General features: G+C 72.9%; 15 protein-coding genes, 2 tRNA genes and 3 pseudogenes. 8 read left to right on the forward strand and 12 right to left on the reverse strand.

The window, feature by feature from the left end; genetic code table 11:
* Nucleotides 1-44: 44 nt before the first annotated feature.
* The 5 genes and pseudogenes from ACFV5H_RS02175 to ACFV5H_RS02195 all read right to left on the reverse strand — a co-directional run.
* Nucleotides 45-2276, reverse strand: a complete 2232-nt coding sequence (locus tag ACFV5H_RS02175; protein ID WP_385192321.1) for an ArnT family glycosyltransferase — start codon at nt 2274-2276, stop codon at nt 45-47.
* Nucleotides 2273-3673 carry a glycosyltransferase gene (locus tag ACFV5H_RS02180; RefSeq protein ID WP_385192323.1) on the reverse strand — a complete coding sequence of 467 codons (1401 nt, stop codon included), beginning with the start codon at nt 3671-3673 and terminating at the stop codon, nt 2273-2275. The genes ACFV5H_RS02175 and ACFV5H_RS02180 overlap by 4 nt, the downstream gene beginning before the upstream one ends.
* Nucleotides 3674-3687: 14 nt before the next feature.
* Nucleotides 3688-5259 carry a sensor histidine kinase gene (locus tag ACFV5H_RS02185; RefSeq protein ID WP_385192326.1) on the reverse strand — a complete coding sequence of 524 codons (1572 nt, stop codon included), beginning with the start codon at nt 5257-5259 and terminating at the stop codon, nt 3688-3690.
* Nucleotides 5256-5996 carry a response regulator transcription factor gene (locus ACFV5H_RS02190; protein WP_385192328.1) on the reverse strand — a complete coding sequence of 247 codons (741 nt, stop codon included), beginning with the start codon at nt 5994-5996 and terminating at the stop codon, nt 5256-5258. Before ACFV5H_RS02190 ends, ACFV5H_RS02185 begins: the two co-directional genes overlap by 4 nt.
* A 102-nt stretch (nt 5997-6098) precedes the next feature.
* Nucleotides 6099-6215: pseudogene (locus ACFV5H_RS02195) on the reverse strand (amidohydrolase); the annotation flags it as partial.
* Nucleotides 6216-6400: 185 nt separating this feature from the next.
* On the opposite strand from ACFV5H_RS02195, the gene ACFV5H_RS02200 reads away from it, so the two are divergent.
* Entirely contained in the window at nt 6401-8029 is a 1629-nt protein-coding gene (locus tag ACFV5H_RS02200; RefSeq protein WP_385192331.1) for an IS200/IS605 family accessory protein TnpB-related protein, read from the forward strand.
* Between the two features lie 5 nt (nt 8030-8034).
* On the opposite strand, the pseudogene ACFV5H_RS02205 reads toward ACFV5H_RS02200, so the two are convergent.
* Nucleotides 8035-8241, reverse strand: a pseudogene (locus ACFV5H_RS02205) (amidohydrolase family protein); the annotation flags it as partial.
* Nucleotides 8242-8577: 336 nt separating this feature from the next.
* On the opposite strand from ACFV5H_RS02205, the gene ACFV5H_RS02210 reads away from it, so the two are divergent.
* A complete protein-coding gene (locus ACFV5H_RS02210) occupies nt 8578-9009 on the forward strand; it encodes a hypothetical protein (RefSeq protein ID WP_385047080.1) in 432 nt (143 codons plus the stop codon).
* 65 nt (nt 9010-9074) lie between these two features.
* On the forward strand, nt 9075-9569 hold the full coding sequence (locus ACFV5H_RS02215) for a potassium channel family protein (RefSeq protein ID WP_385192601.1): 495 nt from the start codon (nt 9075-9077) through the stop codon (nt 9567-9569).
* A 57-nt stretch (nt 9570-9626) separates the two neighbouring features.
* Here ACFV5H_RS02215 and ACFV5H_RS02220 read toward each other — a convergent pair.
* A tRNA-Arg gene (locus ACFV5H_RS02220) sits at nt 9627-9699 on the reverse strand.
* Between the two features lie 191 nt (nt 9700-9890).
* Nucleotides 9891-9981: transfer RNA gene (locus ACFV5H_RS02225), tRNA-Ser, on the reverse strand.
* Nucleotides 9982-10163: 182 nt separating this feature from the next.
* Here ACFV5H_RS02225 and ACFV5H_RS02230 point away from each other — a divergent pair.
* Nucleotides 10164-10649, forward strand: coding sequence for an SSI family serine proteinase inhibitor (locus ACFV5H_RS02230; protein WP_385192335.1), 486 nt, complete (start codon nt 10164-10166; stop codon nt 10647-10649).
* Between the two features lie 285 nt (nt 10650-10934).
* Entirely contained in the window at nt 10935-15773 is a 4839-nt protein-coding gene (locus tag ACFV5H_RS02235; protein ID WP_385192337.1) for a PAS domain-containing protein, read from the forward strand.
* A 12-nt stretch (nt 15774-15785) separates the two neighbouring features.
* Here ACFV5H_RS02235 and ACFV5H_RS02240 read toward each other — a convergent pair whose 3' ends face one another.
* On the reverse strand, nt 15786-16364 hold the full coding sequence (locus ACFV5H_RS02240) for a TetR family transcriptional regulator (RefSeq protein WP_385047072.1): 579 nt from the start codon (nt 16362-16364) through the stop codon (nt 15786-15788).
* Between the two features lie 130 nt (nt 16365-16494).
* On the opposite strand from ACFV5H_RS02240, the gene ACFV5H_RS02245 reads away from it, so the two are divergent.
* A complete protein-coding gene (locus ACFV5H_RS02245) occupies nt 16495-17727 on the forward strand; it encodes an MFS transporter (RefSeq protein ID WP_385047070.1) in 1233 nt (410 codons plus the stop codon).
* Nucleotides 17728-17830: 103 nt separating this feature from the next.
* On the opposite strand, the gene ACFV5H_RS02250 is transcribed toward ACFV5H_RS02245, so the two are convergent.
* The 3 genes from ACFV5H_RS02250 to ACFV5H_RS02260 form a co-directional block, all read right to left on the reverse strand.
* A complete protein-coding gene (locus ACFV5H_RS02250; protein WP_385047067.1) occupies nt 17831-19486 on the reverse strand; it encodes a long-chain fatty acid--CoA ligase in 1656 nt (551 codons plus the stop codon).
* 127 nt (nt 19487-19613) lie between these two features.
* Nucleotides 19614-20180 (reverse strand): SigE family RNA polymerase sigma factor, encoded by a 567-nt coding sequence (locus ACFV5H_RS02255; protein WP_085571229.1) that lies wholly within the window; start codon nt 20178-20180, stop codon nt 19614-19616.
* Between the two features lie 240 nt (nt 20181-20420).
* Entirely contained in the window at nt 20421-20744 is a 324-nt protein-coding gene (locus ACFV5H_RS02260; RefSeq protein WP_385047065.1) for a hypothetical protein, read from the reverse strand.
* A gap of 372 nt (nt 20745-21116) precedes the next feature.
* On the opposite strand from ACFV5H_RS02260, the gene ACFV5H_RS02265 reads away from it, so the two are divergent.
* Both ACFV5H_RS02265 and ACFV5H_RS02270 read left to right on the forward strand, forming a co-directional pair.
* Entirely contained in the window at nt 21117-21989 is an 873-nt protein-coding gene (locus ACFV5H_RS02265) for a bifunctional DNA primase/polymerase (RefSeq protein WP_385192340.1), read from the forward strand.
* Between the two features lie 73 nt (nt 21990-22062).
* Nucleotides 22063-22491, forward strand: a pseudogene (locus ACFV5H_RS02270) (hypothetical protein); the annotation flags it as partial.
* Nucleotides 22492-22683: the final 192 nt, after the last annotated feature.

A 22683-nucleotide genomic window follows, 5' to 3' on the forward strand; every position in this document is an offset into this window, starting at 1 on the left:
GGTGACATGGGATGTCACCGCCCTCGTCCCTCATCGGGGGACCGTCAGCTGTCGGTCGTCTTCTGCGTGAGGTCGTAGAAGGTGGCCGAGCCGGCCGTCACCTCCTTGAAGTTCTCCTGCACCCAGGTGGAGATCTGCGAGGAGCTTCCGGAGTCGCCGCCCATTCCGCCCCCCATGCCGCCGCCGGCGACGAAGTAGTGGATCTTTCCGTCCGCCACGTACTTCTTGAACCGGTCGAGCGTCGGGGACGGGTCGGTGCCGTTGAAGCCGCCGATCGCCATCACGGGTTCGCCGGTGGAGAGCTGGTAGCTCGCGGCGTTCTGGGCACCGATGGCCGCGGCGACCCAGGTGTAGTCGCCGGCGTCGGCCTCCAGCAGTTCCTTCGCCTCGGAGTCGACGTCCGCGCCGCCGAGCAGGCCGCCCATGCCGCCACCGCCCATGCGGCCCTCGGCGCCGTTGCCGGTGCCGTCCTGCGGGGCGCCCTGGCCGTTCTGGCCACCCTGGCCGTTCTGGCCGTTCTGGCCGTTCTGGCCCATGGGTCCGCCGCCGGGGAAGCCGCCGGTGCCGTTGCCGCCCGCGCCGGGCGGGGTCTGGCCCTGGCCCTGACCGCCCTGCTGCCCCTGGCCGCCCTGCTGGCCCTGCCCGCCGGGACCGCCCCCGCCGGGGAATCCGCCGCCCCCGCCACCGCCCCCGCCGGGACCGCCGCCCATGCTCGCCCCGGCCGGACCGGCGGTGACGATCGAACCGGTGTGTCCCTCCTGAACGGTGCTCAGCGTGTACGCCGTCGGGCCGGCCAGCGCGGCCACCAGGCCCAGCCCCGCAGTCGCGAGCGCCACCTGCCGCCCCACCTTGCCCGCGAAGACCAGCCCGAGGGCCGCGACCAGCCCGCCGACCAGGACCAGCCACTTCAGCCACGGCAGATAGTCGGGCGTGCGGTTGAGCAGTACGTACCCCCAGGCCGCCGTGGCCGTGACGGCGGCCGCCAGGGCCGGCGACGCCCACAGTGCCCGCCGCTTCTCCCACAGGGCCGCCGCGCCCATGCCGACCACGGCCGCGAGGTACGGAGCGAGGGCCACCGTGTAGTACTGGTGGAAGATGCCGGCCATGTAGCTGAAGACCACCGTCGTCATCAGCAGCGAGCCGCCCCACACCAGGAACGAGGCGCGGGCGAGGTCGGTCCGTGCGGCCTTCCGGGTGAGGACCAGGCCGGCGACGAGCAGGATCAGCGCGGCGGGCAGCAGCCAGGAGATCTGGCCGCCGATCTCGGAGTTGAACATCCGGTCCCAGCCGGTCTCGCCCCACTGCCCGCCGCCGCCCGTACCGCCACCACCCCCGCCGCCGCCGACGCTGCCGGTCTCCTCGCCGTTGAGCCGGCCGAGACCGTTGTAGCCGAAGGTCAGCTCCAGGAAGCTGTTGTTCTGCGAGCCGCCGACGTACGGCCGCGACGACGCCGGCCACAGCTCGACGACCGCCACCCACCAGCCGCCGGAGACGACCAGCGCGACGGTCGCCAGGGCCAGTTGTCCCAGCCGCTTCTTCAGCCGCACGGGCGCGCAGACGCCGTAGACCAGCGCGAGGGCCGGGAGGATCAGGAAGGCCTGGAGGGTCTTGGCGAGGAACGCGAAGCCGATCGCGGCCCCGGCCCACACCAGCCACTTCGTACGGCCGTCCTCCAGGGCGCGGACGACGAGGTAGCAGGCGACGGACATCAGCAGCGCCAGCAGCGCGTCCGGGTTGTTGAACCGGAACATCAGCGCCGCGACCGGGGTGAGCGCGAGGACCGCGCCCGCGATCAGACCGGCCGCCGGGCCGAAGCGGCGGCGTACGGCCGCGTAGACGACGGCGACCGTGCCGACGCCCATGAGCACCTCGGGCACGAGGATCGCCCAGGAGTTCAGGCCGAAGATCCGCACCGAGAGCTCCATCGGCCACAGCGAGGCCGGGGGCTTGTCCACGGTGATGGCGTTCGCCGCGTCCAGCGAGCCGAAGAAGAACGCCTTCCAGGACTCGCTGCCCGCCTGGACGGCCGCCGAGTAGAAGGAGTTGGCGTACCCGGAGGCGCTCAGGTCGTAGAGGTAGAGCAGCCCGGTCACCAGCAGCAGACCGAGGAAGGCGGGGCGCACCCAGCGGGGGTCCTCGGGCCGGCCGCGCCACGCTCTGCGGGCGAGGGGCCCGCGGGGTTCGTCCGGTCCGGGGGCGGTGTGGCGGCCCCCCTCCGGAGGTCCCCAGGTGGCGGGGTCCGCCGGGGGACTCGTCTGGTCGTACTGCGTGGTCATCGGAAGTCCCTCGGGTCGAGGTCGGAAGGGCTGGAAGGGCGGTACGGACGGGTGGGGAGCGGCGAGCGGACCGGCTGGAGCGGCAGGGTCGCGTCCTGCCAGGCGGGAGCGGCGGGGGCGTCCTGCCAGGAGGGCTCGGCGGGGGTCTCGTGGGACCGGCCGCGGTCCGGGAACACCCACGCCCGGAAGAGCAGGAACCGCAGCACGGTCGCCGCGAGGTTGGCCGCGACGAGGACCGCCAGCTCGGTGGAGTGGGCGGGGTCGCTGGTCGCGGTGTTGAGCGCGGCGAGCGAGCCGCTGGTCAGGACGAGACCGATGCCGAAGACGACGAGGCCCTGCGCCTGGTGCCGTACGGCCCCGCCGCGCCCCCGCACCCCGAAGGTGAGCCGCCGGTTGGCGGCGGTGTTGGCGACCGCCGAGACCAGCAGGGCCAGCCCGTTGGCGGTCTGGGAGCCGGTGAAGGTCCGGAAGCCGCTGTAGAGCAGCAGGTAGAAGAGGGTGGACAGGGCGCCGACGACACAGAAGCCGACCAGTTGGCGGGCCAGTCCCTGCGGTACGTCCTGGATGGTGCGGTCGCGCGGGTCGTCGCCGAAGGGGCGGGCGAGCCGGTCCAGCGGCAGCGAGCCGGTGGCGAGTGCCTTTCCGACCCGCCAGACGCCCTTGAGGTCGTCGGTCGCCGTCTTCACGATGTGCACGGTGGAGTCGGGGTCGTCGACCCAGTCGACCGGTACCTCGTGGATGCGCAGCCCCGCACGCTCGGAGAGGACCAGCAGCTCGGTGTCGAAGAACCAGCCGCTGTCCTCCACCAGCGGCAGCAGCACCTGGGCCACGTCACGGCGGATCGCCTTGAACCCGCACTGCGCGTCGGAGAAGCGGGCCTGGAGCGAGCCGCGCAGGATCAGGTTGTACGAGCGGCTGATGAACTCCCGCTTGGCGCCCCGCACGACGCGGGAGCTGCGGCTCAGCCGGGAGCCGATGGCGAGGTCGGAGTGGCCGGAGATCAGCGGGGCGACCAGCGGCAGCAGCGCGTTGAGGTCGGTGGACAGGTCCACGTCCATGTAGGCGAGGACGGGGGCGTCCGAGGCGGACCAGACGGTCCGCAGCGCCCGGCCGCGTCCCTTCTGCTCCAGGCGCACCGACCGCACCTCCGGGAGCCGCTCCGCCAGCCGGCCGGCCACGTGCGGGGTGCTGTCCGTGGAGGCGTTGTCGGCGATCGTGATGCGGAAGGCGTAGGGGAAGGTGCGGGTCAGGTGCTCGTGCAGTCTGCGGACGCACGGCTTGAGGTCCTTCTCCTCGTTGTAGACGGGGATCACTACGTCCAGGACCGGCGTACCCGCTCCGGCGGCCGGGAGGTGCTCCCGCGCCGGCAGGGTGCCGGGAGAAGAATCGGTTCGCATGGAACCGACTCTGCTCAGACGCCCTGTCGTGCCCATGTGGTGACGCTGTGCCGTGGCTGTGAGTACGGCTCGGGCACCAACTGCGGTTCGACTGCGGGAAGATGGAGCGTGAACGCGGTGTGTCCGGGCACGCTGTCGACGGTCACGGCACCACCGTGCGCGGTCGCCACGGCCTGCACGATGGCCAGGCCCAGACCGGTCGAACCGGTGGCACGGGTGCGCGCCGAGTCACCGCGCGCGAACCGTTCGAAGATGCGCGGGAGCAGCGCGGGCGGGATGCCCGGCCCGTTGTCGACCACGTCGACGCAGAGCCAGGGCCCGTTGCGGCGCACCCGGGCGGTGACGGTGGTGCCCGGCGGGGTGTGGTTGCGGGCGTTGCCGAGCAGGTTGACGAGCACCTGCTGGAGCCGGGCGGCGTCCGCGCACACCGGCGCGGGCTCGTCGGGCAGTTCGAGCCGCCACACATGCTCCTGCCCGGCGGCCCGGGCGTCGCTGATGGTGTCCACGACGAGCGGTACGAGGTCGGTCTCCTCGAACTGCAGCGGCCGGCCCGCGTCCAGACGGGCGAGCAGCAGCAGGTCCTCGACGAGCAGGGTCATCCGGCTCGCCTCGGACTCGATCCGCCCGAGCGCGTGCCGGGTGTCGGGGCCGACCTGCTCCCGGCCGCGCCGGGTGAGTTCGGCGTACCCCCGGATGGAGGCCAGTGGCGTACGCAGCTCATGGCTGGCGTCCGCGACGAACTGCCGTACCCGGGTCTCGCTCTCCTGGCGGGCGTGCAGCGCTCCGTGGACGTGGTCGAGCATCCGGTTCAGCGCGGCACCGACCCGGCCGACCTCGCTGTGCGGATCGCACTCGGACTCGGGGACGCGCTCTTCGAGGTTCACCTCTCCGGTGTGGAGGGGCAGTTCGGAGACGCGGGTGGCGGTGGCGGCGACCTTGCGGAGGGGACGGGTGGCGACACTGACGATGACGGCTCCGGCGAGGGAGGCGGCGATCAGGCCGGCGGCGGTGACGCTGATCTCGACGAGGATCAGGGTGTTGATGGTGTTGTCGACGTCCGCGGTGGGGAGGGCGGTGTAGAACGCGCCGTTGCGGCCGCTCTCGTAGGTGACCCGGTACTTGCCCAGCCCCGGGATGTCCACGGTGTGCGGCTTCTGGTCCTGCGGGACGGCGGCGAGGGCCGCCAACTGGGACGCGGAGAGATCGGCGGCCTCGGGCGTGGTGAAGCCGTTCTCCGCCTTGGACTCGCTGACGATCCCCTCGGTCACCGTGCCGTCCTCGACGACCGCGCCGACGGTGCCGAAGCCCTGCGGCCCCTTGACGACGAAGTCGAGGGGGTCCTCCTGGTTCAGCAGGTCGGGGCGCGGCCGCTCGCCCACCGGCCCGCCGGCCGCGCGCATGGCCACCTCACGCAGCTGCCCGTCGAGCTGCTCGTAAAGATGTGACCGCAGCGCCAGCGTGGTCACGGAACCGATCACCGCGCACACCACCGCGATCAGCACCACGGACGCGACGACGAGCCGCGTCCGCAGGGTGCGCGGGGTGCGCGCCCGCCGCTGCGGACGCGGCCGCCGTCGGCCGCTCATGCGACCGCGGGCTTGATCATGTAGCCGGCGCCGCGCCGGGTGTGGATCATCGGCTCCCGGCCCGCGTCGATCTTCCTGCGCAGGTACGAGATGTACAGCTCGACGACGTTCGCCTGCCCGCCGAAGTCGTACGACCAGACCCGGTCGAGGATCTGGGCCTTGCTGAGCACGCGCCGCGGATTGCGCATGAGGAAGCGCAGCAGCTCGAACTCGGTGGCGGTGAGGTGGATGCTGTCGCCGCCGCGGGTGACCTCGTGGCTGTCCTCGTCGAGGGTGAGGTCGCCGACGACGAGCATCGACTCGGAACGGCGGTCGGCCGCGCCGGAGCGGCGGATCAGTCCGCGCAGCCGGGCGACGACCTCCTCCAGGCTGAACGGCTTGGTGACGTAGTCGTCGCCGCCGGCGGTCAGTCCGGCGATACGGTCTTCGACGGCGTCCTTGGCGGTGAGGAACAGTACGGGCACGTCCGGCAGCTCGCGGCGCAGCCGGCCGAGGATGGCCAGGCCGTCCATGTCCGGCAGCATCATGTCCAGGACCACGGCGTCGGGCCGGAACTCGCGTGCGGTGCGGAGGGCCCCCTGGCCGTCCCCCGCGCTGCGGATCTGCCAGCCTTCGTACCGCAGGGCCATGGACAGCAACTCGGTGATCGACTGCTCGTCGTCCACCACAAGCACGCGGACGGGGCTCCCGTCCGGCCTCAGCAGTTCGGTGCGCCCCTGGGGCGAGATCGTGGTCATACCGCACACGATGTCCGGGGCCTCTGAGAACACCCTTTCGGGAACCTGTGTTTTACCTGAGAAACTCACAGGCCGTTCTCAGCCGGGGCGGGGCGGCCCCGCTCAGCCGGGCAGGCCGAAGAGCCGGGCCGCGTTGTCGTGGCACACCGCCCGCAGCCAGGCGTCCCCGAGGTCCAGCCGCTCCAGGGCGTGGAGCTGGTGGAGGTAGGGGTCGGGAACTGCTGGAGTTCGACTGAGCACGAGTGCGTTCTGGCGCGGGTGGGTGAGTGCTGTGGCGGCAGGGGAGTGCGAGGTGGCACCCCAGGGATGGGATGAGAGTTCGCCTGTCGAATGGGTGACCTTTACGGGGGATGCTCGTTGGGTGTGGTGATCGGTTTTCGGGGCTGGGCTGCGGGGGTGGTGTGGTGGGTGGTCTGCGGACGCTTGCGGCGCCGTTCGTCGTTCCCGGCCCATCGGGGGTAGCGATCCGTACCCGGCTGGGGCAGCTCACCGTCGGCGATGCGGAGGTGCTGCGGCGGGTGGGCGCGCATCTGGGCACGCTGGCCGGCCGTGACCTGAAGGCGCGCTGCCACGACGGTCTGGAACATGACGCCGGGGCGTGGGCGGTGCGCAAGCGGGAGTTGACATCCCACTCGTCGGCCCGCTGGGCGGGGGCGATCACCAAGGCCACGCACGACCAGTGGGCGCTGGCCCGCCGCTGTGCTCTGGCCCGCATCCGGTCACTGGAGGCGGGGATCCGCATGATCGCCCACCGGCTGTCACTGCCGGTCGGGTCCAAGGGCACAGAGCGGGCGCCGGGCGGTTACCGCAGCAGGCGGGAGTGGCATGCCAAGGCCCGCCGTCTGCACGTCCTGGAGGACCGGTTGGAGCGGGAGCGCGCCGACTGGGAGGCCGGGAGAGTGCATGTGGTGCGAGGCGGCAAGCGCCTGGCCCGTGCTCGGCACCAGCTGTCCGCCGCCCGGCTCAGCGAACCCCAGTGGCGTCAGCGCTGGGAAGCACAGCGCTGGTTCCTGCAGGCGGACGGGGAGAGCGGGAAGCAGTTCGGCAACGAGACCCTCCGCATCAGCCCGGACGGTGAGGTGAGTATCCGGCTGCCCAACCCACTAAAAGAACTGGCCAACGCCCCGCACGGCCGGTATGTCCTCACCGGCCGGATCACCTTCGCGCACCGCGGACAGGAGTGGGCCGACCGGGTCGAAGCGAACCGGGCCGTCGCATACCGCATCGACTACGACGTGGCCCGTGCACGCTGGTATCTGACGGCCTCCTGGCAGGTCCCGGTGTCCCGAACGATCCCGATGGCGGCGGCACTGCCCGACGGTGTGATCGGTGTGGACATGAACGCCGACCACTTGGCCGCCTGGCGCCTTGATGTCCACGGCAACCCCGTCGGCAGCCCGCGCCGGTTCTTCTACGACCTGACCGGCACCGCCACTCACCGCGACGCCCAAGTCCGCCACGCCCTGACCCGGCTGCTGCACTGGGCCAGGGCCTGCGGTGTCAAGGCGATCGCTGTCGAGGACCTTGACTTCACCGCGGAGAAGACCCGCGAGAAACACGGCCGCAAGAAGCAATTCCGGCACCTGGTCTCCGGCATGCCCACCGGCCGGCTCCGTGCCCGCCTGACCTCCATGGCCGACGCCACCGGCATCATCATCATCGCCGTCGACCCCGCCTACACCTCGAAATGGGGCGCGCAGCACTGGCAGAAACCCCTGACCAGCAAAACCCGCACGACCACCCGTCACGATGCAGCGAGCATCGCGATCGGACGACGCGCCCAGGGGCATCCCCTCCGGCGTCGGACGGCACCGCCCCGTGCACACCAGAGCGATGCGCACGGGCATCGGACCGCCCAGGCCGGACCGGATACTCCCGAGCGTGAGGGACCCCGCCGCCGCATTCCCGGACCACGGACACGATCCGTGCCGCCGGACGCGGAGCGAACGCGGGCGACCAGGACACCCAGAACCGTTCGGGATGTCCGCAGTGTCCAGGCATGGGTCCAAGACTCACTCCTGCTCACTGACTAGGAACGGTACGGGATGTTGGGGAAGTCCGAGCCGAACAGGATCCGGTCGCCGAGGGCCGCCAGCCGGGACAGGGCCCGCCCGGGCAACGGTGCCAGGTGCTCGCAGAAGTCGGTGAACGCCATCGTGGTGTCCAGCCGCACCTGGCCGTAACGCTCGGCGAGGTCCAGGAAGTCCTCGTACTCGGGCATCCCGAGGTGCGCCACCGCGCGCCGCGGGTACGACAACCGGCCCGGCCGCCCTCGCCACGATCCGCCCCCGGCCGGCCAGCCGGCAGTCCAGGCACTGCGCGTGCCCCTGCCGGACGCCCTGGCCCGCACACCCGAGATCCACGACCCCTGCCGCGCCCGCGTCAACGAGCTCTCCGCCGACTACACCCCGAAGGAGACCGCCGTGCTCCACGACTGGTTCCGCCGCGCGGACACGGTCGCGGCCGACTGCCTGGAGGAGCACCGCCGCACCGACCGGGACGCCGAGGTGCCGAGCGGGAACCGGAGTGCAAACCTGGTGGAGGGGCCGCACCGCTCGGGGACAGCCGAAAGGTCGAACACATGGCGAGCAATGTCAGCGGCACGCGCCACCACCAGGCCGGGTGGGAGGCCAGGAGCCCTTGGGCGACGAGTTGGACGGCGGCAGCGGCGGTCCTGATGACGTTCGGCGGCATCATGGCGATCTTCCAGGGCATCGCCGCCATCGCCCAGGACGACGTCTTCGTCGCCACCCAGAACTTCACCTACGAGTTCAGCCTGACCGGCTGGGGCTGGATCCACCTGATCCTCGGCGCCCTGGTGACCGTCGCCGGTCTCGCCCTGTTCACCGGGGCCACCTGGGCCCGCGCGGTGGGCATCGCGCTGGCCGGGCTCAGCATGGTCGCCAACTTCGTGTGGCTGCCCCACGCACCGGTCTGGTCGATCGCCCTCCTCATCATCGACGGCTTCATCATCTGGGCCCTGTGCGCACCGCGCCGCGAGTCCCGGGCGTAGAGCGCACGTCCGCGGGCTGGAGGACCTTCTGGCCCGGCCTGGTCGGGGTGGCGGGTGTGGTGGCGATGGTCATCGCCTACTTCCTCCTGCCCCTGAACGGTCTGGGCCCGCACCGGTCGGCCCTGAGCTGGACCCTCTTCGTCCTCGCCCTGGTGCTCGTGGCCGTCCTGCTGCTGAGACAGGTGGTCCACGTCCTGCTCGGACACCCGAACGTACGTCCGGGACTGGTCATCCCCCTGCTGATGACCCTGTCCATCCTGGTCTTCGCGACCACCTACCTGGCCCTGGCCCAGAACCCCGGCGAGCTCGTCGGCCTCGACACCCGCCTCGACGCCCTGTACTTCACCCTGGTCACCCTCGCCACCGTCGGCTACGGCGACATCACCCCGCACGGCCAGGCGGCCCGCCTGGTGGCCATCCTGCAGATCCTCTACACCTTCGTCTTCCTCACGGCGGCGGCCACCGCCCTGACCCACTACCTGCGCACCGCACTCCTGCGCCAGCGGGGCCCGCACCGCCATGACACCCCCGCGGCCGGCGCGGACGCCGACACCGAATGACTCGACGCCCCCGGAAACGCCAGAGGCCCCGGATCTCTCCGGGGCCTCTGCTCTGTGTGCACTCGGCAGGATTCGAACCTGCAACCTTCTGATCCGTAGTCAGATGCTCTATCCGTTAAGCTACGAGTGCTTGTCTCTTCAGTTTTCTCGCCGCTCCCCGGTCCTTTCGGCCCGCTCGCGGCGACAGGAAGAACATTACATGACTGCCGCCGCCATGTGAAATCCGTTTGGCCCACCCCTTGCGACCTGCGCAAACGCGGGATCGACGGGGGCGACAACGACGAAGCCCCGGCCGCAGGGGCCGGGGCTTCGTGATCGGTGCGGAGGCGGAGGGATTTGAACCCTCGATGGGCTTTAAGACCCAAACCGCATTAGCAGTGCGGCGCCATAGACCGGACTAGGCGACGCCTCCATGCACAGAACCCTCCGCGCGTGAGCGCGAGTGGAATCGGTGCGTGCCGATGATGACACACCCGCGTGGGCTGTCACCAATCGCCACCCACGGTACTAGGCGGGGAGCCCGCAGGGCAAAGCACTTCCGGCTGTCGCGTCGGTGTGGCGCAACGTCCCGCGCGGTGGCGCGTTGATCAGGTCATGTCGCAGCTCATCTCACAGGTCGTGTCGCAGATCCGGCGTGCGGACACCGCGCGCCCCGTGCTGCGGCGGCTCGTCGCCGTCGCGGCCCTCACCTCGCTGTCCACCGCGCCCCCGGCGGCGTACGCGCAGGACGCTCCTCCGCGCGGTGACCGCCTCACCGTCACCGTGCGCGACGCGGGCGGCGGGGTGGACGGGACGTACGAGGTGCGGTGCCGGCCCGGCGGCGGCAGCCACCCCGACCCCGCCGGGGCCTGTACGGCCGTCGAGCGGAACACGCGGTGGGGGCGGGACGCCTTCGCCCCGGCACCGCGGGACGCCGTCTGCACCATGCAGTACGGCGGGCCCGCCACCGCCCGCGTCACCGGCACCTGGGTCGGCCGCCCCGTCGACGCGACCTACGACCGTACGAACGGATGCGAGATCGCCCGCTGGGACCGGCTGGTGCCGCTGCCGCCCGAAGCGGGCGCCGGGGGACGCGGGTGAGGGAGATCTCCGGGAGCGGCGGGAGTGGCGGGGGCGCGTGGTGGCGAGTCGGGGCACAGGGGACGTAAAGGTCCCGCGAAGGTTCGTGGCGCGTCGGCGCAGGCAGTCACGGGTTCCGGGCGTACCGGGCGTCACATCGCCGTCACTTTCCCGTGCGATGTCCGTCCCATCCGGCGTCGCGAGCGCAATCCCAGCCCTTAGACTCCCTCGCGTGACACGCTGCGGGCAGGTTGGCAAGATGGCCCGAGCGGTCGGCACGTCGCGGTAACAGGGAGGAAGCGTCTCGTGAGCAGCAGGCCATCCCGGGGCACTGCTCGCCTCGCAGCCATACTGGACGCGCTTCCGGACGCCCTGGTGCTGGTCAACGCCAACGGGACGATCGTCAACGCCAACGCCATCGCCCTGGAGGCCTTCGAGACCCCGGGCACGGCGCTGGTGGGGCGGGGGCTGCTGGATCTGCTGCCGGAGTTCGACTCCAAGCTCATCCCCGGGTCCATGCGGCGGCCCGACCACATCGATCCCCGGGCCCGCACCAAGCCGACACGGATGGTCGCCCGGCGGACCGACGGGACCGAGTTCCCGGTCGAGGTCACCAGTGCGAATCTGGAGACCGGCCAGCAGGCGTACGACAATTACGGCTACACCGGCGACGAGCTGCTGATGCTCGTCGTCCGCGACCTCTCCGGCACCGTCGACACCGAGGCCGAGCTGGCGCGTTCGCAACGGCAGACCGAGATGATCCTGCGCGCCGCCTCCGAGGGCGTCGTCGGCACCGACACCGACGGGCGGATCGTCCTCGTCAACCCGGCCGCCGCCCAGATACTGGGCTACCGGGCCGGCGAACTCGGCGGGCGCGAACTGCACACGCTCGTGCTGCACTCGCGCGCCGACGGCGCCCCCTTCCCGTACGACGAGTCCCCCCTCGCCGACACCCTGCGCTCCGGGCGCAAGCACCGGGTGCGCGGTCAGGTGCTGTACGCCAAGAACGGCGACAAGCTGCCGGTCGACCTGACGACCGCGCCGGTGCGCGACGGCGACCAGCTCGTCGGCGCCGTCATGACGTTCCTCGACCGCCGCCCCTACGACGCGCTCGCCGAGGAGAAGGAGCAGGCCGAGCGGGAGCACGCCGAGGAGCTGGAGCGGCTCGCCGAGGAGCACGGCTCCGAGCTCACCGCCCTGCGCCAGGGCCACGTCACCGAGCTGGAGGAGCTGCGCGAGCAGCACGCGGAGGAACTCGCCGCGAACGAGGAGCGGTACGCCGCGCTCGGCGAGCGGGAGAAGGACCGCTACGAGGCCCTCGCCGCGCGTCACGACCAGCTGCTCACCCTGCTCGGGCGGTCCCTGCGGGGCCCGCTGGACGAGCTGCGCCGGGAACTGTCCGCGCTGGCCTCCGACGACGCCGGGCAGTTGTGGCCCGAGGCCAACCAGGTGCTCCACCACCTGTCGGCCGGCTACGCCCGGATCACCACCCTCATCGACAACGTCCTCGGCTACCAGCGGCTCGACGCGGGCGGCGAACAGGTGGCCCGTACGAAGGTGATGCTCGACGCCGTCGTCGCCGCCGGGGTCGACGGGGCCGTGGAGCTCATCGGCCCCGGGCGGGTGCAGTTCGCGGTGCACGCGCCGCCCATCGAGGCCGAGGTCGACCCGCGGCTGCTCGCGACCGCCCTCGCGCATCTCGTCGCGGACGTCGCGGGTGTCGACGCGACCGGCAACACGCCGGTGTCGGCGGGCGGCTACCTGGACAACACGGTCGTGGTCGCGGCGGCGCAGCGCGGTGAGGTCGTACGCATCGAGGTGCGCGGGCCGTACGGCGGCGGCGACCCGGTGCACGAGCCGATCGTGCGCGGGATCGTCCGGGCGCACGGCGGTGTGCTGCAGACGCACGAGGTGCCCGGGATGAGCGGCAGCGCGTTCGTCCTCGAGGTGCCGATCGGAGGCGGGGCGGGGTCCGTGCCGACCGCCGAGGTGGCGGTGCCGGCCGAGGAGACCGTTCCCGCCGAGCCGGCCCCCGATGGCGGCGGGCGGCGCCGGGCGCGGCGCGCGTCCGTGGACGCCTTCCTGGAGAGCGAGGTGCCGGGCGCGGACGACGGCTCCGGTACGGACTCCGCTCCCACCGGCCGGCGCAGGCGCCGGGCGGCCGCCGCCGTCGACGACGAGCCCGCGCAGGCGTCCGGCGGTACCGGGCGGCGGCGCGGCCGGCCGGCCGAGAACGCGCCGGCCGCGGTGGGTGCCGAGGTCGAGCTCGCCGGGGTGTCCGAGGGGGCCGTCGTCACGGCCGCCGAGCATGCGGCGGGGGCCGCCGCGTCGAACACGGGGCTGGGCGGGACCGTACCGCCGCAGGGGATGCCGGGGCCGTCCGGGCAGCGTGCCCGGCACGAGTCCGGCGAACAGCACGCGCTGCCGCCGGCGCTGCCCGCGCCGTCCGACGCGCCCCAGGCCGAGGTCGCGCTGCATGTTCCGGCTCAGGCTTCGGGGCAGGAGCAGTCACAGCCGACGGGACGGCGCCGGCGTGCGCTGGCCGCCGCCACCGAGCGGGCGGCGGCGCAGGAGGCCGCGCCCCGTACGGTGTTCGCACTGCCACCGGCCGAGGCGGACCAGGAACAGCACACCGGTCGGCCGGCCCAGGCCGAGGCGGTCGGGCAGGCCGACGCGGCCGGACGAGCCGGGGCGGTCGGACAGACCGGGGTCGACAACGGCCGCCATGACGCCGTTCCGCACGACCAGGCCGACGATCACACCCCGCCGCAGCCGCATCCCACCAGCGCGCCGACGGGCCGCCGGCGACGGGCCGTCGCCCAGCCGGCGGAACCCGACGGCACACCCGCCGAGGCTCCCGCTCCGGCCGCGCAGACAGCGACCGCCCAGGCTCCAGTGGCTTCGGCGCAGTGGGGGGCGGCGCCCGGCGCGCCGCAGGGCGCTCCGGTTCCGCCGCAGGGTGCTCCCGTGCCCGCGCAGGGGGTGGCTGTTCCGGTCCAGGGGGGCGCGGTCCCGCCGCAGGGCACTCCCGCGGCGCCGCAGAGTGCTCCCGTCTCCGCGCAGGGGGCGAGTGTTCCCCCGCAGGGGGCTCCCGTTCCGGCACACGGCGCCGCGGTCCCGCCACAAGGGGCCCCCGGCGCGGCCGTCCCCCCGCAGGGTGCTCCCGTTCCGGCACAAGGAGCTCCGGTTCCGCCGCAGGGTGCTCCCGTTCCGGCACAAGGAGCTCCGGTTCCGCCGCAGGGCGCCGCGGTCCCCGCACAGGGGGCTCCGGTCCCGGCACACGGCGCCGCAGTCCCGCCGCAAGGAGCCACACCCTCAGCACATGGGGCCCCCGTACCCGCACCGGGCGCGGCCGTCCCCCCGCAGGGCGCTCCCGTTGCGGCACATGGAGCTCCGGTTCCGCCGCAGGGCGCGGCCGTCCCCCCGCAGGGCGCTCCCGTTGCGGCACATGGAGCTCCGGTTCCGCCGCAGGGCGCGGCCGTCCCCCCGCAGGGCGCTCCGGTCCCGGCACACGGCGCCGCGGTCCCGCCACAAGGCGCTCCCGTACCCGCACAGGGCGCTCCGGTCCCGGCACACGGCGCCGCAGTCCCGCCACAAGGCGCTCCCGTACCCGCACAGGGCGCGGCCGTCCCCCCGCAGGGCGCTCCCGTTCCGGCACAAGGTGCGGCCCTTCCTCCACAGGGGAGCCCCGCCCCGGCACACGGCGCCGTCGCCCCGCCGCAAGGCGCCACACCCCCGGCACACGGCGCCCCCGTACCCGCACCGGGACAGGCGGCGCAGCCGCTTCCCGCCGAGGCCGTGCCCGGGTCGGGTGCTGCGGCCGAAGGTGGTCCCGTCCCGCAGCAGTGGCCCGCCGCCGGTGACACCTCCGGTGCCGGTGTGGCCGTACCGGCGGCCGCGGGTCCGTCGCAGCCGACTCCCGCCGCCGGCACCCCGTTGCCGCCCGAGGGCACGCCGGTGCAGCGGGCCGCTCAGCCGTTGCCCGCGGAGGCCTCGGCGCCGGTCGATCCGAACTCCACGCAGGGGCGGGCGATCAGCGTGCGGACGCTGGGGCAGGGTGTGCCGTTCAACCGGCAGGCCGCCCAGGTGCAGCAGCCGCTGCCGTCGGCCACGCCTCCCCCGCACCAGCCGGGTGGCTCCGGCCGCCGCCGCAAGCTCGGTACGCGCCCCGACACGGCCGCGGGCAGCGAGCAGAACGCGCGCCCGCACCCGTCGGCCGAGCCCGTACCCGCCCACGCGCACGCGCACGCGCCGGCGCACTCCCGGCTCGCGCCGACGACCGAGGGCACCGGACGGTCGTACGCCATAGGGGCGCCCGACGCGGACGCCGCCGAGGGGCCCGAGCCGCTGGACGGTCCGGGCGGAGCCGTGGAGGTGGCGGACCCGCCGCGTCCGCAGCCGATGGACGACGAGCTGCCGCCGGAGCCGCTGGACAACCCGCGCCGGCTGCTGGTGTGGCCCGCGCCGGACGTCACCACGCAGCAGGCGCTGAGCGACCGCGGCTACCGGCCGGTGATCGTGCACTCGCGCGAGGAGGTCGACGCGCAGATCGCGGCGTTCCCCGCCGCGCTGTTCGTGGACCCGCTGACCGGGCCGATCACCCGTACGGCCCTGCAGTCGCTGCGGCAGGCCGCGGTGGCCGCCGAGGTGCCGGTGCTGGTCACTGCCGGACTCGGACAGGCCTCGCGCGATGCCGCGTACGGCGCCGATCCCGCCGTACTGCTGAAGGCGCTCGCGCCGCGCGACAGCGAACAGCACCCCCCGCGCGTGCTGCTGATCGAGGAGCACGCGGAGATCGCGCTGGCGCTGACCGGGACGCTGGAGCGGCGCGGGATGCAGGTCGCGCGGGCCGCGAGTGACGCCGACGCGGTGGCGCTGGCGGGGCAGTTCCGGCCGAACCTGGTGGTGATGGACCTGATGCGGGTGCACCCGCGCCAGGCCGGGCCCGCCGGGATCATCGACTGGCTGCGGGCGAACGGGCAGCTCAACCGCACCCCGCTGGTCGTCTACACGGCCGCCGTCGACCAGGCGGACCTGCCGCGGCTGGCCTCCGGCGAGACGGTGCTGTTCCTGGCGGAGCGGTCCACCAGCGAAGAGGTGCAGGAGAGGATCGTCGACCTGCTGTCGCGGATCGGGACCAACTGACCCGCACCGCCGTCAGCGGGCGACCAGGCGGCGCGCCGCCTCCTTCACCGAGGCGCGCAGCCGGGCGCGGTCGTCCGCCTCCTCGCCGACCAGGATGCGGCGCATCTGCGGGACGACGGCCGTCCAGTTGGCCAGCGCGGTCAGCAGGAACAGCAGGTCGCCGGCCGGGATGGCGTCGGTGACGACGCCCCGGTCCTGGCCGTCCTGGAGCAGGGCGACCTTGCGGACGTAGTGCTCCTGGCGTTCGCCCTCGTGGGGCAGCTCGTCGGTGCCGTACTCCAGGCCTTCCCAGAAGAGCAGGCGCAGCAGTTCGGGGTGGGCGGCGTGGTAGTCCATCAGCCGGTCGACCCAGCTCTCGATGTCGTCCGGGTCGACGGGGACGGACTCGGCGAGGTCCAGCATCTTCCGCTCCAGGACGATCGCGAACAGTTCCGCCTTGTTGCCGAAGTAGGCGTAGATGAGCTGCTTGTTGGCCTTCGCCTCGGCCGCGATGCGGTCGATGCGGGCACCGGCGATGCCGTGGCGGGCGAACTCGGTGACCGCCGCCTCGAAGATCCGGGCCTTGGTGGCCTCGGGGTCCCTGACTGCCATGGGGACAGGGTAGCGCCACTTGTAACCAACTGTTTGGTTGACAGGGAATCCGACGGGAACGCAGACTGTTCCCTCCATCAGCCAACCAACTAGTTAGTTGTTAGAGCAGGCTCGAAGGGGTACTCCGCTCATGTCCTCAGCGCCCAGCGCCACCACCGGCCGACAGGACCGCAGGTCACCGGCCACCGCTCCCGATCAGAATCCGGGCCCGGGTCCGTCCCGCGGCTCCGGTGCGTTCCTCACGCTCATCGCCGTCTGCACCGCGGTCACGGCCGCCAACATCTACCTCGCCGCGCCGCTGCTCTCCCTCATCGCCCGCGACTTCGGCTCCACGCCGTCCGCCGTGGCCTGGATCGCCTCGGTCGCCCAGCTCGGCTACGCCGTCGGTCTGCTCTTCTTCGCCCCGCTCGGTGACACCGCCGACCGGCGCCGGCTGGTCACCGTCCTCACCCTGGTCACCACCGCCGCCCTGGTCGCCAGTGCCGTCGCCCCGGGCACGGGCGCACTGGCCGTCGCCGTGTTCGTCGCCTCGGCCGGGACCGTCGTACCGCAGCTCCTCGTCCCGCTGGTCGCCGAACGCGCCCCCGCCGCCCGCCGCGCCCGCCATGTCGCGGCCGTGATCGCCGGCCTGTTCACCGGCATCGTCGCGGCCCGGGTCCTCGGCGGTCTCGCCGGGGAGGCCTTCGGCTGGCGGTGGGTGTTCGCGGGCGCGGCCGTCCTCACGCTCGCCCTGGGCATCGCCACCGCCCTCGTCCTGCCCTCCGGGCGGCGCCGCCGCGACGGCTCGCTGTTCAGCGGCCTCGCCGCACTGCCCGGACTGCTGCGCCGCTCGCCCGACCTGTGGCGCGCGTCGGCGCGCCAGGCGGGGATGTTCGGCGCGTGGAGCGCCCTGTGGACCTCGCTCGCCCTGCTGCTGACGGGCCCGGCCTACGGTCTGTCCACCGCCACCGCCGGACTCTTCGGCCTCTTCGGGCTCGCGGCGAGCGCGGTGGCGCCGCTGGCGGGCGGGCTGGTCGACCGCTTCGGCGCCGCCAGGGTCGTACGGGGGGCGTATCTGCTCGCGGCCGTCTCCGTGCCGCTGTTCTGGCTGGGCGGGCAGGTCGTCTGGGCCCTCTTCGTCGCCGCGACCGCGATCCACGCGGCCCTGGTCGCCTCCCACGTCGCCAACCAGACCCTCGCCCTGACCACCACCTCCAGCCCGGCCGTCGCCAACACGGCCTATGTCGTCTCCGGCTTCGCCGGCGGCGCCACCGCCTCGGCCCTCGCGGGCACCGCCTTCACCCACTTCGGCTGGGGCGGGGTGTCGGCGGTGGCGGCGGTCTGGCTGGCGCTGGGGTGGGGGAGCACGGCGGTACGGCGGTGACAGCCGTCGTCGTACGACTCACCCGTCCACCGGTGGCGGAGCCGCACGCCGCCGGGTAGTGAGGTTCCGCCTCACCGCCCGGCGCATCCGGCGTACGCCGGTGTCAGAGCCGGGTGACGTCCAGCTCCCCGGCGGCGTACTGCCTGCGCAGCACCTTCTTGTCGAACTTGCCGACGCTGGTCTTCGGCACCGACGTGATCACCGTCCAGCGCTCCGGAAGCTGCCACTTGGCGATCCTGCCCTCCTCCAGGAGGAAGGCCCGCAGGGTGGTGAAGTCGGCGGTGGAGCCCTCCTTGAGGACGACCGTGGCCAGCGGGCGCTCGCCCCACTTGTCGTCCGGGACGGCGACGACGGCGGCCTCGGCGACGTCCGGGTGGGACATCAGCGCGTTCTCCAGCTCGACCGAGGAGATCCACTCGCCGCCGGACTTGATGACGTCCTTGGCGCGGTCGGTGAGGGTGAGGAAACCGTCGGCGGAGATCGTCCCGACGTCACCCGTCTTCAGCCAGCCGTCCTCGCTGAACTTGTCGGCGGGGCGCAGGGGCTCGGCGTCGGGGCCGTTGTAGTAGGCGCCGGCGATCCACGCGCCGCGCACCTCCAGCTCGCCCGCGGACTCGCCGTCCCAGGGGAGGCGTTCGCCGCCGGGGCCGGTGAGGCGGGCCTCGACGCCGGCCGGGAAGCGGCCCTGGGTCAGCCGGTAGGCGAACTCCTCCTCGGTGCCCACGGCGTGGGCCGGCGGGCGGGCGATGGTGCCGAGCGGGGAGGTCTCCGTCATGCCCCAGGCGTGGCAGACCCGCATGCCCAGCTTGTCGAACGCCTCCATCAGGGAGGGCGGGCAGGCGGAGCCGCCGATGGTGACCTGGGTGAGGGAGGAGACGTCCCGGGGCTTGGCGGTCAGCTCGGCGAGCAGCCCCTGCCAGATGGTGGGGACGGCGGCGGCGTGGGTCGGCTTCTCGCCCTCGATCATCTCGGCGAGCGGGGCGGGCTGCAGGAAGCGGTCCGGCATCAGCATGTTGACGCCGGTCATGAAGGTGGCGTGCGGCAGGCCCCAGGCGTTGACGTGGAACTGCGGGACCACGACCAGCGAGGTGTCCTGGTCGGTCAGGCCCATCGACTGCGCCATGTTGACCTGCATGGAGTGCAGGTAGATGGAGCGGTGGCTGTAGATCACGCCCTTGGGGTCGCCGGTGGTGCCGGAGGTGTAGCACATGGCGGCGGCGGCGCGCTCGTCCAGCTCCGGCCAGTCGTAGGCGACGGGATGCCCGGCGAGCAGGTCCTCGTACTCGTGCACCCGCGCGGTGGTGTCCGCCAGCGCGGAACGGTCGCCGGGGCCGGAGACGACCACGTGCTCGACCGTCTTCAGGTGCGGCAGCAGCGGCGCGAGAAGGGGGATCAGCGAACCGTTGACGATGACCACCCGGTCGGCGGCGTGGTTGACGATCCACGCGAGCTGCTCGGCCGGGAGGCGGAGGTTCAGGGTGTGGAGGACGGCGCCCATGGAGGGGATCGCGAAGTACGCCTCGACATGCTCGGCGTTGTTCCACATGAGGGTGGCGACCCGGTCGTCGCCGGTGACACCGAGCTCGTCGCGCAGGGCGTGGGCCAGCTGGGCCGCCCGGGCGCCGATCTCCGCGTAGGAACGGCGGTGCGGTTCGCCCTCGCCGGTCCAGGTGGTCACCTGTGAGGTGCCGTGGATCGTCGACCCGTGGGTCAGGATCCTCGAGATCAGCAGCGGTACGTCCTGCATGGTGCTCAGCACGGGGCGTCCTCCTGGGCGACATTGCCTGCGCGGGGGTAAGGGTTGCGCTGATTCTGCGCACATACCGCGCGGTATGTCACTAGGGGAGCGAATGATCGATCACACCGCGTCGGCGGACCGGCGCGCGTCAGCCGCGGACGAGCCCCAGTTCGGCGTCCTCACGGAGCTTGCCGAGCGCCCTCGACACGGCCGACTTCACCGTGCCCACCGAGACGCCGAGCACCTCGGCCGTCTGCACCTCGCTGAGGTCCTCGTAGTACCGCAGCACGACCATCGCCCGCTGCCGGGCGGGCAGCCGCATGATCGCCCGCCACATCGCGTCGCGCAGCGCCTGCTGCTCGGCCGGGTCGTCGCCGCCGGGCACCGGGTCGGGCTCGGGCAGCTCGTCGCAGGCGAACTCGTCGACCTTGCGCTTGCGCCACTGCGAGGTGCGCGTGTTCAGCAGCGCCCTGCGCACATAACCGTCGAGCGCCCGGTGGTCCTCTATGCGCTCCCAGGCGACGTACGTCTTGGTGAGCGCGGTCTGCAGCAGGTCCTCCGCGTCGCTCGGATTCCCGGTCAGCGACCGGGCGGTACGCAGGAGCACCGGCTGGCGAGCCCTCATGTACGACGAGAACGACGGGTACGGGAGGGTCTGCGCCGCTGTCGCTGGAGTGGCGGCTTTCGAAGCGCTGGTGCAGACGGGTGTGGTCATGGCTCAACGCTATGAGCGGGGCCGGTCCGGCGGATCGCCCGCAGGTCCCGAAGGCACGTCCCCCTCAGGTTGTAGGGGTGGGGCCGGCTGCACCTCCTGGAGGTGGACCAGCGGGTGAGGGGTACTGCGGGTCGGCCCCTGAGGGACCGCCCCCGGAACGTCCGGGCGACGGCACCGAAGCACCGCCGTCCGGACGCCCCCCACCCCACGAAGCACACCCGCACGGTCAGGGCGCCGGCCTCACCACAGCGGGGTGAAGCCGATGACCACGTTGTCGTTGCCCTGGTTGACGGTCGTGAAGGCGGAGCCGGTGACCTGGGCGGTGTTGTTCTGGTTCGTGGCGCCGGATCCGGTGGCCTGCTGCTGCGAGGTGGCCGAGTTGCCGAAGTTGTCGCCGCCGACACCGCTGCCGAGGGCGTCGGCCTCGGAGCTCGTGGCCGTCGCGTTCGATCCGTCGTCCGCGAGGGCACCGCTGTCCGCCACCGCGACGCCGCTGAAGAGGGCGGCCGCGAGCGGCAGGGCGGAGACCGCGGCGATGACGCGGGCGGTACGGATGCTTGCCATGTTGTGTTCCCTCCAGAACAAGGACGCACCGGCCCATGACCGTGTGTGGCTCATGACCGTGCGTGCGTGAAGTACGGCTGTCACCAGGGAAGTTGTCCCCCCGCCCCGGCGGTGTGCACGACGTCGCGAGATCAGGATTGCCCAGGGAGTCCCCGGCGAACCACCCCGGACGCCGTCATTCGCACGCAAGCGTGACGACAAGGCGATAAACCCGGACGTGCCCCTTGAATCCCACCCCTTTCCGATAGGACTCCCCGCCCCGCTCCCCGTAAGGGACGAAGCGTTCCGCCACCTTTCCCGCCCACGCCCCGCCCCGGAGCGCCGCACGCTCCCCCTCTTCCCATCCTCGAACATGTGTACGAACATGGAGGCATGGCCACCACCGACCGGCAGGCCGCGACCCTGGCCCTCGCACACGCCCTGTCAGCCGCCGAACGCGGACTGGCCGTCATCCCCCTGTCCCGGACGAAACTCCCGGCCCTGCGCTCCCCGCACCACGACGACCCGGAGCCGTTGAGCCCGCCCTGTCACGGCGAGTGCGGCCGCTTCGGCCACGGCGTCCACGACGCCTCCACCGACCCCGCCCGCATCCGCGCGCTGTTCGCCGCCGCGCCCCGCGCCACCGGTTACGGCATCGCCTGCGGACTGCCCCCGCATCACCTCATCGGCGTCGACCTGGACACCAAGACCGGGACGGACTCGTTCGCCGCCCTGCGCGAACTGGCCCGACGCCACCTGTTCACGATCCCCGCCACGGTGATCGTCCTGACCCCGAGCGGCGGCCGTCACCTGTGGCTGAGCGGCCCGCCGGACGTCGTCGTCCCCAACTCCGCGGGCCGGCTGGCCCCCGGCATCGACATCCGGGGCGCCGGCGGCTATCTCGTCGGCCCCGGTTCCCACACCGACCACGGCCCGTACACCACCGCTCCGGGCACCGCGCGTCTGCCCCCGGCGCCCTGCCCGCCCGCCCTCCTGCGCCTGCTCCTCCCACCGCCCCGCACCCACCCCCCGACGCCCCCGTCGGCCGGCGGACACGGCCAGGGCCTGGTCCAGTTCGTCCTCGCGGCACACGAGGGCCAGCGCAACACCCGCCTGTTCTGGGCGGCCTGCCGCGCCTACGAGGACGGAATCGGCCCGGCCCTGGTGGACCCCTTGGTCGGCGCGGCCCTCAGCACCGGCCTGTCCGAACGCGAAGCCCGCGCGACGATCGCGTCGGCGGCACGAATGACGGGGCACCGCCCCTGACCGCCCTCGTCCGTCTCCTGCGCCCCCGGAAAACCGAAAGACCCCGATGCACCACCGCTCCGAAGTGCCGACCATGTCACTCGCCCGCGTCCTCCTCGGCTCCGGCCGCTCGGTCGACCTCTCCGAGCTGCGGATGTCGTCGACGTACGGCGGACCGCTCGAGGGCTACCCGTGCAAGCCCCTCAACGACAGGACGATCGACTGGCTGCTCCGGTCCGCCGAGCGCGCCTTCCCCGGCACCCCGGTCCACCTGATCCCGCCCCCGCGCGAGTACCCCGACCAGTACACGGGTGCCTTCGGCCCCGTGGAGGTGCTGCCCGCCGTGACGTGCGTCGGCAGCTTCCGGTCCGAGGCGCTCGACCCGGCCCACGACCGCTCCCTGCACCGCTCCCGCCTCACCGTCGTCCGGTTCCAGCCCTCCCCGCGCGTACCGTCCGGCTGCGACGCGGAGCCCTCGCTGCGGGACCTGCCCTGGGAACGGCCGGCCGAGGACGGAGAGCTCCAGAGGCCGCCGCTCGGATCATTCCGGGCGCGCGGAGTGACGGTCCCGCGCGGCGATGCACACGTACGGAGTGGCGACAGCCTGAACCTCATCACACGTACGGGTGAGTGTCAGGCCCCATCACCGGGGTACGAAGCCGCTGCCCCGGCCTCTGTGAAGATCACCCCCAGCAATGGCCCGAGATTAGAAAAA

The organism is Streptomyces sp. NPDC059787 (assembly GCF_042732315.1).
GTDB classification, from domain to species: domain Bacteria; phylum Actinomycetota; class Actinomycetes; order Streptomycetales; family Streptomycetaceae; genus Streptomyces; species Streptomyces atrovirens.